Source organism: Winogradskyella sp. PC D3.3 (assembly GCF_054366245.1).
Genome location: NZ_CM135962.1, coordinates 554,673 through 569,199 on the forward strand (window position 1 = coordinate 554,673; position 14,527 = coordinate 569,199).

Here is a 14,527-nt window from a genome sequence, read left to right on the forward strand (position 1 = left end):
GAATTAAATTGATTTTCTAAGTGCTAAAATATAACCTAAATGAATACCTTCATGGAAATTATTGAAATCAATAGCCTCTTCAACATTAGTTAATGTACTTTTTGTAGTCACGGTATACGCCTTATAGTTTTGAAATATTTTATTATTATAATCTTCCTTCGTCTTTTCAATGGTAGAAAACAATAACCCTTTTATTGTATCGACTTCAGACTGTGACAAATCCCGTTCCGTTTTTGTTCCTTTTTTAAAGTCCTCTACCATCTCATCAGAAACGGCCATTGGCAATCCAGACAACTTATAAACCAATAACTGCTGTGTAACCACTGTATGTGCAATATTCCAAATGATATTATTATTAAACCCTTGTGGCACTTTATTTAACTCTTCTAAAGTGTGGTTTTCAATAAAACTTTTTAATAATTCTCTATTTTTAATTGATACGTCGAAAGCAAAATCCATAAAATCATATTTTTCTTAAAAGTAATAAAATTCGTTAGAAATACGGTTTCTTTGTATAGTGTAAATAAAACCGTTTCTATTATGAACAAAATATACTACCTAAGCAGTTGTAATACGTGTACTCGTATCATTAATGAACTGAATTTACCAGAAGATTTTCAACTTCAAGATATTAAAACAGATCCAATTACTGAATCTCAAATTAAGGAAATGAGAGCCCTCACAGATAGTTATGAAAGCTTGTTTAGTAAACGTGCTAGACTTTATAAAGAATTGGGCTTAAAAGACAAATCCCTATCGGAAGACGATTATAAAAACTTCATTTTAGAACATTATACATTTTTAAAACGTCCAGTAATTTTATACAATGGTACTATTTTTATTGGCAATTCTAAGAAAACAGTAGAAGCAGCCCAACGCGCTATACATGAATAGTAGAAAATTTGCCATTTTTGCATTGATTATGGTGCAAGTATTATATGGTCTCAATTTCACCATTGCAAAAACGGTAATGAATGAAAATTTCATCAAACCTTTTGGGTTTGTACTTATAAGAGTAGCTGGAGCTACAGTATTATTTTGGGCAATGAGTCTCTTTTTACCAAAACAAAAAATTGAAAAAAAAGACTATCTAAAACTCTTTGTCGCTGCCATTTTCGGAGTGATGATTAATATGCTTTTATTTTTTAAAGGCTTGGAATATACCTCACCAATACACGCCTCTACCATTACCATTACAGTACCTATTATCATTTTAATTTTGTCCGCTATAATTTTAAAAGAAAAGGTTTCTAAGCTAAAAATAATTGGAGTTACTTTAGGCTTAATTGGTGCATTAGTTTTAACTATTTATGGTAAATCTGCAAGAGCGGGAGATAATGTACCTTTAGGTAATTTACTCGTGTTTTTAAATGCTATTTCGTACAGTATCTATGTTATAATGATTAAAAAACTGACTTCTAAATACCACCCGTTTACATTTATTAAATGGTTGTTTTTGTTTGGTCTCATTATGTTAATTCCGTTTGGTTATAATGACTTAAAAGCTGTAGAGTGGCACACATTTACACCTAATGCTATTTGGTCGGTTGTATTTGTTGTTGTCGGAGCAACTTTCGGAACCTATTTATTTAACCCACTAGCATTAAACAAATTAAAAGCATCTACTGTAGGCATATTTATTTATCTTCAACCTGTAATTGCTGGGCTCTTTGCTATTTCAATTGGTGCAGATTTTATAGACCTCATAAAACTTGGAGCCATGTTACTCATATTTTTAGGGGTATTTCTTGTATCCAAAAAACCTAAAAATGCCATTTAAATTGCCTCTAAAATCTCAAGTTTTCAAAAGTGTTGATACCATTCCACAAACGTATTGGGATAGTGTCAATTGCTGCACAAATATTTATTATTCACCAGAATTTTTAAAAGCTTTTGAACTTGCCAATACAGACATAGAATTTAATTATATTTTCATCCTTAAAGACCAAGAAGCTGTTGCTTTTGCTAACACACAGATTGTAACCATTGGTGTTGAAACCATTACAAAAAACATTAAAATGTCTGATAATATAAGATATCGGGTTAACAATCTATTTTGCAACAATCATATTCGTGTGTTATTCTGTGGAAATATCTTTTTAAGTGGAGAGTATGGTACTTTTTTAAAGCACGGAGAAGATAAAATAGCAACTTTTAAAGCCATTGCTCAAGCGGTAAAACAACTTTCAAAATCCACCAAAAAACTAAAAGCTATTTTTATTAAAGATTTTGAAAACGAATCACTTCCTATTACAAATCACTTAGAATCTTATGATTACACAGCTATGAACGTTGAGCCTAATATGATTATTACGCTTAAACCCGAATGGCATTCTTTTGATGATTACACCAATGCTTTAAAATCTAAATACCGCATAAAAGCGAATAGAGCGGATGCTAAAAGCCAGGCTTTAGTAGCCAAATTATTTTCTGAAGAAGAAATCGAAACACACAAAGATGCCCTTCAAGCTTTATATCAAAACACTATCGACAATGCGGACTTTAATGCTCAAATTTTAAATCTTGATACTTATATTCTCCTAAAAAAAGCATTTCAAGATACTTTTATAGTAAAAGGGTATTTTCTAGAAGATAAACTCGTTGGCTTTCTCTCGGCCATGCAAAACGAAACCCACCTCGATGCACATTTTATTGGTATTGACTATTCTAAAAACAAGGAATTTGCCATCTACCCAAGAATTTTAAATGATTATGTACGGCTTGGTATTGCGACAAAATCGACTCAGATTAACTTAGGTAGAACAGCTTCTGAAATAAAAAGCACGCTCGGTGCCGAGCCCAAGACCTTAACCTGTTACTGTAAACACAAGCGGTATTTGCCTAATCGGATTTTAAAACCGTTTATTAAAAATGTTCATATTAAATCATTTAAGCAACATTCGGTTTTTAAGTAAAGTTATAATGCCATCGGCTTTGGTCGTACGCCATGCTTCCTTGTATCTTCCTTTGTCAACACTTTAAAGCTTTTAGATTTTGGGAATTTATGAGCTAATTCTAATAGAGGAGCAGGCAAAGCTGTTAACTTTCTTGTTTTTAAATCAATCCAAGCACCTTGCATTTCGCAGTAGGCTAAATTATCACCTTTATCATTGTAAAAGTTATGCTCAAACATAAACAACATACCATCTTCACTTAAACCCGAAACCTCCATAGTTACTGTAATTGGAGTTCCAAGGAATGATTCTTTAAAATAATACATATGCTCATAAAATACCACAGGCCCCACATTGTATTTTTTCATTTCTGGCATTGAATAGCCAAACTCAAGAAAGAAAGCCATTCGTGTATGACTCATAAAATTAGTATACGCAGAATTAGCTAAATGACCATTAGCATCTACATCACTCCAACGAATTTCGAATTGTTTTTTATACATCTTTATAACTTTACATTTAAAAAACAAAGTTAAGAAAGTAACCTATCCACATCTAAGAGTTGGTAAAAATTTTAATACACTTCTAAAACCATTCAATTTTGTACCTTTGCGCAACTTTAATCGCAATGTTTTAATGATACAATCCATGACAGGTTACGGGAAATCTGTACTTCAGCTCCCAACCAAAAAGATCTCTATAGAATTAAAATCTCTAAATAGTAAAAGCTTAGACCTCAATGCTCGTATGCCTTCAATGTATAGAGCTAAAGAATTAGATATTAGAAAGCTTATTGCTAAAAATCTTGTTAGAGGAAAAGTAGATTTTTCACTATTTGTAGAAATCACAGGAGAAGATACCAGCTCTAAAATCAATAAAACCGTAGTTAAAGAATACATTAGACAACTAAAAGAAGTTGTAGATGGCGATGCTACAGAACTATTAAAAATGGCCATTCGCATGCCAGATGCTGTAACGACAGAACGCGATGATATTGATGAAGAAGAGTGGTCGTTAATTAGCAAGGAAATTAATAAAGCCATTGCTAATATTGTTATTTACAGAAAGGACGAAGGCGCCACACTAAAACAAGATTTCGAAGATAGAATTGCCACACTTAGACGCTTATTGCAAGAAGTCATCACTATGGATCCAGAACGTATTGATGGTGTAAGAGCACGATTAGAAAAAGGTGTTGCTGATATTAAAGAGAAAGTAGATGAAAATCGTTTTGAACAAGAATTGGTGTATTACATTGAAAAATTTGATATTACCGAAGAAAAAGTACGATTAGAAAACCACTTAGATTATTTTATAAAGTCGTTAAATTCTGACGATTCCAACGGAAAAAAATTAGGTTTTATCTCTCAAGAAATTGGAAGAGAAATTAACACTATTGGTTCAAAATCTAACTATGCTCCCATGCAAAAATTAGTGGTTCAAATGAAAGATGAACTCGAGAAGATTAAGGAACAATTATTAAACGTACTTTAATTAGTAAGACGTAAAAACATACATTTTGTCAGAAATAAAAAACAAAAAACAAGGTAAGCTTATTGTCTTTTCAGCACCTTCTGGTTCAGGAAAAACTACTATTGTTCGTCATTTATTAAAACAGCCAGAACTCAACTTAGAATTTTCTATTTCGGCAACATCGCGAGAAGCTAGAGGTAATGAAACTCACGGAAAAGATTATTACTACTTATCACTTCAAGAATTTAAAAACAAAATTAAAGCAGATGAGTTTTTAGAATGGGAAGAAGTGTATAGAGATAATTTTTACGGCACTTTAAAAGCTGAAATTGAACGTATTTGGGCCAAAGGCAAACATGTCATTTTTGATATCGATGTTTCTGGTGGCTTGCGTATAAAACGAAAATTTCCAGAACAAACCCTTGCCATTTTTGTTAAACCTCCAGATTTAAATGAACTGGTAAGACGATTAAAAGAAAGAGGTGAAGAAAGTGAAGACAAAATTAGTATGCGCGTAGCAAAAGCACCTGCTGAACTCGCTACTGCTCCACTTTTTGATGAAATTGTCATCAATTCTAACTTAGATGAAGCTTTAGAGAATGCTTACAAATTGGTTTCAGATTTTATAGCAAAATAACATGAAAATTGGTTTATTTTTTGGAACGTTTAACCCCATTCATATTGGTCACTTAACCATTGCCAATCATTTAGTTGAACATAGCGATTTAGACCAAGTTTGGTTTGTGGTAACTCCCTTAAGTCCCTTTAAAAAGAAAAGTAGTCTATTAGATAATTACCAACGTTTAGAGATGGTACATTTAGCTACTGAAGACTACGATAAATTAAGACCTAGCGATATAGAATTTGGACTGAAACAACCCAATTACACCATTGACACCTTAACTTATCTCATTGAGAAATTTCCAAATTATGAATTTTCTTTAATTATGGGGGAAGACAATCTTAAAAGTTTTCATAAGTGGAAAAACTATGAGCTTATTTTAGACAATCACGATATTTATGTCTATCCTAGGCTTTCAAAAGGGAAGACAGAAACACAGTTTGATGCGCATCCTAAAATCCATCATGTTAATGCTCCAATAATGGAATTGTCATCTACCTTTATTAGAAAATCAATAAAAGAGGGTAAAAATGTAAGACCAATGCTCCCTGAGCATGTTTGGAAATACTTAGATGAAATGAATTTTTATCGGTAATATTAAAAATGATAAAAGGCATTTTCTAAATGTTCTATTTCAAATCCTTTTTCTTTTTTAATAATTGCAATAATATCGAATCTCACTTCAATATCTAAGTTGTTCTCATTGACGTATTCATCTACAGCCTTTACTAAATTTTTAATTTGTTTAGGCTTTACAAAATCTTGCGGATTTCCAAAATCAATAGAAGATCGCGTTTTCACTTCAACAATTGCTAAAACATCATCTTTTTGAGCGATAATATCTACCTCAGCCTTTTGAAAACGGTAATTACGCTCAAGAATATCATAATTATGTTTTAGCAGAAAATCTACGGCTAACTGTTCACCTTTTTTACCAAGTTCATTATGCTGTGCCATTGTTTAATATTCAGTTGGCATTATAAACTACGCATTCGTTTATTTAAATAATATGACTATCTAAATGATAATTTACTCCCTTTTTTTTCAACCTTCAAATCAACAGTTCTACCTAGAACTAAAGCTCTATTGTCCTTTTCATGACCTGCTGGCACATTAAAAGCAATAGGAAAATCATAGTCAGCTAAAGCATCTAAAATTAATTGTTCTACCGAAGTTCCCCAAAGCGTGGTGTTTTTTCGCATTTTAGACATATCACCAACCACAAGCCCATTTAAATTATCAAAATAACCAGCGCGTTTCATGCTTTGTAACATGCGATCTATATGATATTTGTATTCACCAATTTCTTCAATAAAAAGGATTTTTCCAGAGGTATCAATACTCTCTTTAGAACCTAACATAGTATGTAACATCGTGAGATTCCCACCAACCAATTCTCCTGAAGTTTCTCCTACTCTATTATACTTAGAGCCCTTTAAAGTATAATCTGTTGGTTCCCCAAATAAAGCAGATTTAAAGGTAGCAACCGTTTCTTTAATGTCATTTAAATCCTTTGTTAAACTCACGCACATTAAAGCATGTAATGACTGAAATCCTTCATTATGCACTTGGTTATGCAAAGCTGTAATATCAGAATACCCAATAATCCATTTTGGTTTTTTGTTAAATGCCGTATAATTTAATTTGTCTAAAATTCTAACCGTTCCATAACCACCTCTAGCACACCAAATGGCACTAATTTTAGGATCGTCCATGGCGTTTTGCATATCTTCACAGCGTTCAGCATCTGTACCCGCAAAATGATTTGCCTTACTAAACACATGCTTACCAACAACGGCATGCAACCCCCAACTTTTTAACAGTGCCACAGCCTGTTGCACTTCACCTTCACGATTTTTTAAAATCCCAGACGGAGCAACAATAGCAACCGTATCGCCTGCTTTCAAATATGGTGGTTGTATTAATTTTGAAGTCATTTCTGTAGAATTATCCGTTTCTGTTTGAGCATTGATATCTGTATTTACAACCATAAGTAGAATTAAAATTAGAACTAGAAAGGACTTTTTCGAAATCATAAATAGAGTTTTTGTAAATATAAAAAGTAAAAATTGAAGCCAATAAAATAATATAACGAATAACACTTTAAAAAAGTACTTCTGTATTTTCAACTTCAATTTAAATCAGTCAGAAGTTTTAACACATAAAAAAGAGATGATCCTATATTAAGACCATCTCTTTTGTAAAAAATTAGTACAATTATTAATTGAATAATGCTTTAGTTTTTGTTGTATTAGAAGCTTCTGATCGACTTAATTCAGATGAGTAATCAACAGACACTAAAGATCCTGTATAGTATCCCGAAAAAGAAGTACCGTTAGATACCGTTCCTTCAAATTCAAACTCGTAAGAAGAACCATCATCTAAAACTGTAAACGTTCCTGAGTTTATTTCGAATGCATCGTAATCTTCATCAACAGTAGTTTCGATGATTATCTCAGCAGAGCCATAAGTACCCGCTTCTGTGCTATTTCCCAAGGTATACACACCCTCTTCTATATCTTGTGAATTTGATGTAAATAATTCAAAATATACTCCAGAAAAAGTATCATTAGTAGGTATAGTTTCACCATCTACAATTCTAAGTCCTGAGTCTACTAAAGAAATATCAAAGTTATATACACCATCAAAATATTCGCCATAATCCGCAATAACTCCAGATTTTAATTGATATTCCGTATCACCATAAACTAATACACCTGAACCACCAGCCGTTCCTCCGTCTCCATCATCATCACTTCCACAAGAAAAAGATACTAAGCTAATTGACACTAATAGAAAAAGTAATTTTAAATTCTTCATTTTATAAATTTGTTTGATTAAGTCGCCAAAAGTATTTTTTTTTGTAAAAAATCAAAATAATCTGCTTTTTTTTTCGACGAATCGTTTCTTTATTTCATTACAATTCACACTACAAAATGCTTACTTTTGTAGCTTCAAAAAAAAATAAAAACCATGTCGAAGAGATATACCATAACAGCAGCATTACCATACACTAACGGCCCAATTCATATTGGACATTTAGCTGGTGTTTATATACCTGCAGATATTTATTCTAGATATTTAAGATTAACTGGCAATGACGTTGCTTTTATTTGCGGAAGTGATGAGCACGGTGTACCCATTACCATAAAGGCCAAAAAAGAAGGAGTGACTCCTCAAGATATCGTTGATAAATACCATGCCATTATCAAGCAGTCTTTTATTGATTTTGGTATTACATTCGATAACTACTCACGTACCACAGCTAAAATTCATCATGATACGGCTCAAGAGTTTTTTAAAACCCTTTACGACAAAAATGAATTTGTAGAAGAAGTGACTGAACAATTATACGATGCTGAAGCGAATCAGTTTTTAGCAGATCGTTTTGTCACAGGAACCTGTCCTAAATGTGGGAATGAAGAAGCTTATGGTGATCAGTGTGAAAGCTGTGGATCCAGCTTAAATGCTACAGATTTAATAAACCCAAAATCGGCAATCACAGGAAATGTGCCTTCTTTAAAAGAAACCAAACACTGGTTTTTACCTTTAAATAAACACGAAGACTTTTTACGTGAATGGATTTTAAAAGGTCACAAAAAAGATTGGAAACCCAATGTTTACGGTCAAGTAAAATCTTGGATTGACGATGGCTTACGTCCACGTGCCGTAACTAGAGATTTAGATTGGGGAATTCCGGTACCTGTTGAAGGTGGCGAAGGCAAAGTGCTTTACGTTTGGTTTGATGCTCCTATTGGTTACATTTCTGCAACCAAAGAATGGGCAGCACGCGAAGGTAAAAACTGGGAAGATTATTGGAAAGACGAAGACACCAAATTGGTACACTTTATAGGAAAAGATAATATTGTGTTTCACTGTATTATTTTCCCATCCATGTTAAAAGCTGAAGGCTCGTATATTTTACCAGACAACGTACCTGCTAACGAATTTTTAAACTTAGAAGGTCAAAAATTATCGACGTCAAAAAACTGGGCGGTTTGGTTACCAGATTATTTAATCGATTTCCCGAATCAGCAAGATGTACTGCGTTATGCCTTAACGGCCAATGCACCGGAAACAAAGGATAACGATTTTACGTGGAAAGATTTTCAAGCTAGAAACAATAATGAATTGGTGGCTATTTTTGGAAACTTTATCAACCGCGTAGTGGTTTTAACTAACAAATATTACGGCGGTATTATCCCAACACCATCGGATTATTCTACGATTGATGAAGAAACTTTGGCAGCTGTAAAAGCATATCCTGCTGTAATTTCGAGTTCTATTGAACGTTACCGTTTTAGAGAAGCAAGTCAAGAATTGATGAATTTAGCACGACTAGGAAACAAATACTTAGCCGACGAAGAACCTTGGAAAACCATTAAAACAGACGAAGCACGCACAAAAACCGTGATGTTTGTGGCTTTACAAATCGCTTCTGCACTTGCTGTGTTGTCAGAGCCGTTCTTACCATTTACCTCAACCAAGTTAAAAGGTATTTTAAATTCGAATGAGAACGAATGGGAAGACGTTTCAACTAAAGACATTTTAATTCAGGCCTCACATCAAATTGGAAAAGGAGAATTATTATTCTCTAAAATTGAAGATTCTGAAATTGAAAAACAATTAGAAAAACTAGAAGCCAGTAAAAAAGCTAACGAAGTAGCAAATAAAGTGACAGAACCACAAAAAGAAGAAATTACTTTTGAAGATTTTACAAAATTAGATTTACGAGTAGGAACAATTCTAGAAGCCGAAAAAATGCCTAAAACAAAAAAGCTTTTAGTTTTAAAAGTAGATACAGGTATTGATACACGTACAATTGTTTCTGGTATCGCTGAAAGCTTTAAACCAGAAGACATTATAGGAAAACGAGTTACTGTATTAGTCAACTTAGCACCAAGAGCTTTACGAGGAGTTGAAAGTCAAGGGATGATTTTAATGACGGAAGATGAAGGTGGTAATTTGGTGTTTGTGAATCCTGATAAGGATGAAGTTTCTAATGGACTTCAAATAAGTTAAGCCCTCCTATTTTATTTATTAAAATTATAGGTTCCCTTTTGTAAACACTGCAAAACGGAACCTATTTTATATCCTAATTTTTAGTTAATGAATCAATAATTTTTTCTTTTCAAGTAATACAATCTTTAGCCTTTACGTAACTTTGTATAACAACTTTATTTAAAGAAAAAGAGCATGAAAAAATTAACGCTATTATGTTTAACCGTCTGCTTTTTGGCTTGTGGCGCTTCAAAAACAATTCGTCAATCGAAAAAGACAATTAAAGGAGATTGGACATTAACTTCTGTAAAATCTTCAGCAATCGGAGATTTAAAAATCACACTACTTAATGATGCCGAAAAAGTGTGTTTTGAAAATAGCACATGGCAATTTATACCCAACAATAATACTGGAACGTATACTCTTTCAGGATTACATTGTGCAACAGATCAGCGTTATTTCGTATTCACGATTGACGAAATTGACGAAGCCACTGGCTTATATAACTTTCTACTAAAACCTACCAATGAAAAGGGTAAATCGGAAACTAATGCAGGATTCAGACTCGAACTCACGTCTTTATCTGAAACCACTATGCAGTGGCAACAAATGGTGACCTTAGATGGAAAGCCCATCACCATTACAATGAACTTTATTAAACTATAAATATTATGAAATTATTGAATTATAAATTTACATTAGCCATAACCTTATCCCTACTTTTAGTACTGATGACCAATTGTAAGGCAATAGATAATGCGAATAATAAACAAAAAGGAGCTGCTATTGGTGCTGCTGGCGGTGCCTTACTTGGAGCCATCATTGGAAACAATATTGGCAAAGGTGGTAAAGGAGAGTTAGGAGCAGTTATCGGAGGAGTTGTAGGCGGAGGAGCTGGAGTGCTCATAGGAAACAAAATGGATAAACAAGCACAGCAAATTGAAGAAGAAATTCCTGGTGCAACGGTAGAACGTGTAGATGATGGAATCGTCCTTACTTTTGACGAGCAAAGTGGAGTATATTTCGCCACCGAAAAATATAATATCAATGCTAAGTCACAAGAAACATTAAATAAATTAGCGCGTGTATTTGCTGAATACCCAGATACCAACATTTTAGTTGTTGGCCATACAGATAGCTCTGGTAATGCTGCTTATAACATGACGTTGTCTAAAAACAGAGCTGAAGCCGTAACTAATTATTTAACAAGTAAAGGTTTAAGTAGCAACAGATTTACAACACATTGGTTTGGAGAAGAACAACCAACAAACGATAACAGTACAGCCGAAGGACGCTCTAAAAATAGACGTGTAAATATTGCTATTGTGCCTAACGATACCATGGTTAATGATGCAAAGAAAGAAGCCGAATCTAATGAATAACTTTTGCTAAAACTATTCGGCAATTACAGCAGAGTTAAATATATTACAGACCTTATAATTTTAAATGTATAAGGTCTTTTTTTATGATGATAACATATATAGTTAAACACACGCAATTAGCAGAAAAAAACATAAAAAGCACCATTCAGTTACTGAATGAAGATTGTACCATTCCTTTCATTTCGCGTTACCGAAAAGAAGCTACAGGAAATTTAGACGAAGTACAAATTGGTGATATTGTCAAATACAAAGAGTTATTTGAAGCTTTAGAAAAACGAAAAATCGCCATTTTAAAAGCTTTGGAAGAACAAGACGTTTTAACCGAAGACTTAAAACAAAAGATTGAAAACACTCAAGACCTCACCACGCTTGAGGATCGTATTTACCCTTCAAGAAAAAACGAAAAACCAAAGCCGAAACGGCTCGTAAAAATGGTTTAGAGCCTTTGGCTAAAATCATCATGAGTCAAAAGGCAAATGACATCGAATCTATTGCATTTAAATATGTAAAAGGCGACCTTTCATCTGTTGATGAGGCTTTAGAAGGAGCCAGACATATTATTGCCGAATGGATCAATGAACGTGTGGATATTAGAAACAATCTACGAAACCAATTAGAGCGTCATGCTCAAATTTCTACTAAAGTTATAAAAACTAAAAAAGACGATGAAAAAGCGCAAAAATTTAGAGACTACTTTGATTGGTCCGAAAGTTTAAGCCGTATTCCTTCTCACCGACTATTAGCTATTTTAAGAGCAGAAAACGAAGGTTTTATTCGTGTGAAGATTGAAATTGACGACGTACGTGCTTTAGAACATATAGACAATAGAATTATACGCAGCAAAAACGCCTGTGCAGACCAAATTGAACTCGCTATTTCAGATGCTTACAAACGTTTATTATTTCCATCGTTAAGCAATGAAGCCCTTCAAAAGGCAAAGGAAAAAGCCGACGAATCTGCGATTACCGTTTTTGCCAAAAATTTAAAGCAACTCTTATTAGGCTCACCTATTGGCGAAAAACGCGTTTTAGCCATCGACCCTGGTTTTAGAACGGGATGCAAAGTCGTTTGCTTAGATGCACAAGGAGCTTTAAAACACAATGAAACCATTTATCCACACGCTCCAAAAAATGATAGCATTGGAGCTATAAAAAAAATTTCCTCTTTAGCTGAAGCTTATAAAATTGAAGCCATTGCCATTGGAAACGGAACCGCATCTCGCGAAACTGAAGCTTTAATTCGAAAAATTCAGTTTAAAAACGACATCCAAGTGTTTGTGGTTAGTGAAGCTGGAGCAAGTATTTATTCGGCATCAAAAATTGCTAGAGACGAATTCCCCAATTACGATGTTACGGTTCGTGGTTCAGTTTCTATTGGAAGACGTTTACAAGATCCTTTAGCAGAATTGGTAAAAATTGATGCTAAATCTATTGGTGTTGGACAATACCAGCACGATGTGGATCAAACAAAGCTTCAAAAACAACTCGATGTTGTGGTTGAAAATTGTGTGAATGCCGTTGGTGTTAACATTAACACCGCAAGCATACCACTACTCAGTTCGGTCTCAGGTATTGGACCAAAACTAGCAGAAAACATTTTTAATTACCGAAGCGAAAACGGAGCCTTTACATCGAGAAACGCTATTAAAAAAGTACCACGTTTAGGAGAAAAAGCCTACCAACAAGCAGCTGGCTTCTTAAGAATTCGCGATGCTAAAAATCCATTGGACAATTCATCTGTACATCCCGAAACCTATAAAATAGTCGAAAAAATGGCTAAAGACGAAGGGGTTTCACTTCAAGACTTAATTGGAAACAAAACCATTCTTCAAAAAATAGACTTAAAAAAATATTATACAGAAACGGTTGGTTTGCCTACGCTTCAGGATATTATAAAAGAACTAGAAAAACCTGGATTAGACATTAGAGAAACAGCCAAGGTATTTACGTTCAACCAAAATATAAAAACCATCACCGATTTACACGAAGGACAATTATTACCAGGCATCGTTAATAATATCACCAATTTTGGGTGTTTTGTAGATGTTGGGATTAAAGAAAGTGGACTGATTCATGTGTCAAATTTATCAGATAGTTTTGTAAAGGACGTTAACGAACATGTGCATTTACATCAGCAAATTATCGTCAAGGTTTTAGAGGTTGATGTGGCTCGAAAACGGATTCAATTAAAGCTTCATAACTAGATGCTCAAAATAGCTTTTCATCCTATATATAAACATCCACTTCCAGAAGGCCATCGGTTTCCTATGGAAAAATATGAATTATTACCACAGCAACTTTTACACGAAGGCACCTGTACTCAGGCTAATTTCTTTCAACCAGAAAAGCCTAATGACAAACATATTCTTGCTGTACATGACCCTGAATATTATTATGATTTAGTGAATTTAACTCTAGATCAACGCGCTGCTCGTAAAATAGGGTTTCCGTTAAGTAGAGCTTTAGTGCATCGGGAAATATTGATTGCAGACGGTACAATTAAAGCTAGTGAATTTGCTTTAAAACATGGTATCTCCATGAATATTGCAGGTGGTACACATCATGCCTTTTCAAATCGTGGAGAAGGATTTTGTATGCTAAATGACCAAGCAATTGGAGCAAGGTACCTTCAACAAAATAGCTTAGCACAAAACATTTTAATTGTAGACTTAGACGTACATCAAGGCAATGGAACAGCAGAGATTTTTCAGAACGACGCTTCTGTTTTTACATTTTCTATGCATGGAAAAAGCAATTATCCATTTAAAAAAGAGCAAAGTGATTTAGATATCGCTTTAGAGAATGATACTGATAATTCTGCTTATTTAAAATTATTAGAAAAGACGTTACCAAACCTCATCGCAGAACAACAACCAGATTTTATTTATTATTTATGTGGTGTTGATGTAATTGAAACCGACAAATTAGGAAAACTGAGCCTGACCGTTGATGGCTGTAAAGCTAGAGACCGTTTTGTTTTAGAACAGTGCAAAGCCAATCAAATTCCTGTTATGTGTAGCATGGGCGGCGGTTATTCCCCAAAAATTAAAACGATTGTAGACGCGCACGCTAACACATTTCGATTAGCGCAAGAGCTTTATTTTTAATCTAAAAAGCAATTTTTCACAAATATTTTACCAACGGATTAACTATGCC

General features: G+C 33.7%; 15 protein-coding genes and 1 pseudogene. 11 read left to right on the plus strand and 5 right to left on the minus strand.

The window, feature by feature from the left end:
- Nucleotides 1–3: 3 nt before the first annotated feature.
- Nucleotides 4–459, minus strand: a complete 456-nt coding sequence (locus ACXGSQ_RS02395; RefSeq protein WP_458628050.1) for a DinB family protein — start codon at nt 457–459, stop codon at nt 4–6.
- Between the two features lie 81 nt (nt 460–540).
- On the opposite strand from ACXGSQ_RS02395, the gene ACXGSQ_RS02400 reads away from it, so the two are divergent.
- The 3 genes from ACXGSQ_RS02400 to ACXGSQ_RS02410 are packed head-to-tail and all read left to right on the plus strand — an operon-like array spanning nt 541 to nt 2,915.
- Nucleotides 541–894 carry an arsenate reductase family protein gene (locus tag ACXGSQ_RS02400; RefSeq protein ID WP_458628051.1) on the plus strand — a complete coding sequence of 118 codons (354 nt, stop codon included), beginning with the start codon at nt 541–543 and terminating at the stop codon, nt 892–894.
- Nucleotides 887–1,780: a DMT family transporter gene (locus ACXGSQ_RS02405; protein ID WP_458628052.1), complete on the plus strand. Its 894-nt coding sequence runs from the start codon at nt 887–889 to the stop codon at nt 1,778–1,780. The genes ACXGSQ_RS02400 and ACXGSQ_RS02405 overlap by 8 nt, the downstream gene beginning before the upstream one ends.
- The gene (locus ACXGSQ_RS02410) at nt 1,770–2,915 is read left to right on the plus strand and encodes a hypothetical protein (RefSeq protein WP_458628053.1); all 1,146 of its coding nucleotides are present in this window, start codon (nt 1,770–1,772) and stop codon (nt 2,913–2,915) included. The genes ACXGSQ_RS02405 and ACXGSQ_RS02410 overlap by 11 nt, the downstream gene beginning before the upstream one ends.
- A gap of 2 nt (nt 2,916–2,917) precedes the next feature.
- On the opposite strand, the gene ACXGSQ_RS02415 is transcribed toward ACXGSQ_RS02410, so the two are convergent.
- Nucleotides 2,918–3,397 (minus strand): acyl-CoA thioesterase, encoded by a 480-nt coding sequence (locus ACXGSQ_RS02415; RefSeq protein WP_458628054.1) that lies wholly within the window; start codon nt 3,395–3,397, stop codon nt 2,918–2,920.
- 133 nt (nt 3,398–3,530) lie between these two features.
- Between ACXGSQ_RS02415 and ACXGSQ_RS02420 the strand changes: the two genes are divergently transcribed.
- From ACXGSQ_RS02420 to nadD, 3 genes are read left to right on the plus strand one after another with little or no spacing between them, the layout of a single operon-like run.
- Nucleotides 3,531–4,388, plus strand: coding sequence for a YicC/YloC family endoribonuclease (locus ACXGSQ_RS02420; protein ID WP_458628055.1), 858 nt, complete (start codon nt 3,531–3,533; stop codon nt 4,386–4,388).
- Nucleotides 4,389–4,413: 25 nt separating this feature from the next.
- Nucleotides 4,414–5,004 (plus strand): guanylate kinase, encoded by a 591-nt coding sequence (gmk, locus tag ACXGSQ_RS02425; protein ID WP_458628056.1) that lies wholly within the window; start codon nt 4,414–4,416, stop codon nt 5,002–5,004.
- Nucleotide 5,005: 1 nt separating this feature from the next.
- The gene (gene nadD, locus ACXGSQ_RS02430) at nt 5,006–5,584 is read left to right on the plus strand and encodes a nicotinate (nicotinamide) nucleotide adenylyltransferase (protein WP_458628057.1); all 579 of its coding nucleotides are present in this window, start codon (nt 5,006–5,008) and stop codon (nt 5,582–5,584) included.
- A gap of 2 nt (nt 5,585–5,586) precedes the next feature.
- On the opposite strand, the gene ACXGSQ_RS02435 is transcribed toward nadD, so the two are convergent.
- The 3 genes from ACXGSQ_RS02435 to ACXGSQ_RS02445 all read right to left on the minus strand — a co-directional run bounded on the left by ACXGSQ_RS02435 (nt 5,587) and on the right by ACXGSQ_RS02445 (nt 7,809).
- Nucleotides 5,587–5,946 (minus strand): YraN family protein, encoded by a 360-nt coding sequence (locus ACXGSQ_RS02435; RefSeq protein WP_458628058.1) that lies wholly within the window; start codon nt 5,944–5,946, stop codon nt 5,587–5,589.
- A 56-nt stretch (nt 5,947–6,002) separates the two neighbouring features.
- Nucleotides 6,003–7,025, minus strand: a complete 1,023-nt coding sequence (locus ACXGSQ_RS02440) for a S66 peptidase family protein (RefSeq protein ID WP_458628059.1) — start codon at nt 7,023–7,025, stop codon at nt 6,003–6,005.
- 184 nt (nt 7,026–7,209) lie between these two features.
- Nucleotides 7,210–7,809, minus strand: a complete 600-nt coding sequence (locus tag ACXGSQ_RS02445) for a hypothetical protein (RefSeq protein ID WP_458628060.1) — start codon at nt 7,807–7,809, stop codon at nt 7,210–7,212.
- A 153-nt stretch (nt 7,810–7,962) separates the two neighbouring features.
- Between ACXGSQ_RS02445 and metG the strand changes: the two genes are divergently transcribed.
- From metG to ACXGSQ_RS02470, 5 genes and pseudogenes are all read left to right on the plus strand, one after another.
- Nucleotides 7,963–10,011, plus strand: a complete 2,049-nt coding sequence (gene metG, locus ACXGSQ_RS02450) for a methionine--tRNA ligase (protein WP_458628061.1) — start codon at nt 7,963–7,965, stop codon at nt 10,009–10,011.
- 174 nt (nt 10,012–10,185) lie between these two features.
- Nucleotides 10,186–10,656: a lipocalin family protein gene (locus tag ACXGSQ_RS02455; RefSeq protein WP_458628062.1), complete on the plus strand. Its 471-nt coding sequence runs from the start codon at nt 10,186–10,188 to the stop codon at nt 10,654–10,656.
- A 5-nt stretch (nt 10,657–10,661) separates the two neighbouring features.
- Entirely contained in the window at nt 10,662–11,372 is a 711-nt protein-coding gene (locus ACXGSQ_RS02460; RefSeq protein WP_458628063.1) for an OmpA family protein, read from the plus strand.
- 86 nt (nt 11,373–11,458) lie between these two features.
- Nucleotides 11,459–13,575, plus strand: a pseudogene (locus ACXGSQ_RS02465) (Tex family protein).
- Nucleotides 13,576–14,478: a histone deacetylase family protein gene (locus ACXGSQ_RS02470; protein WP_458628064.1), complete on the plus strand. Its 903-nt coding sequence runs from the start codon at nt 13,576–13,578 to the stop codon at nt 14,476–14,478.
- Nucleotides 14,479–14,527 lie beyond the last annotated feature (49 nt).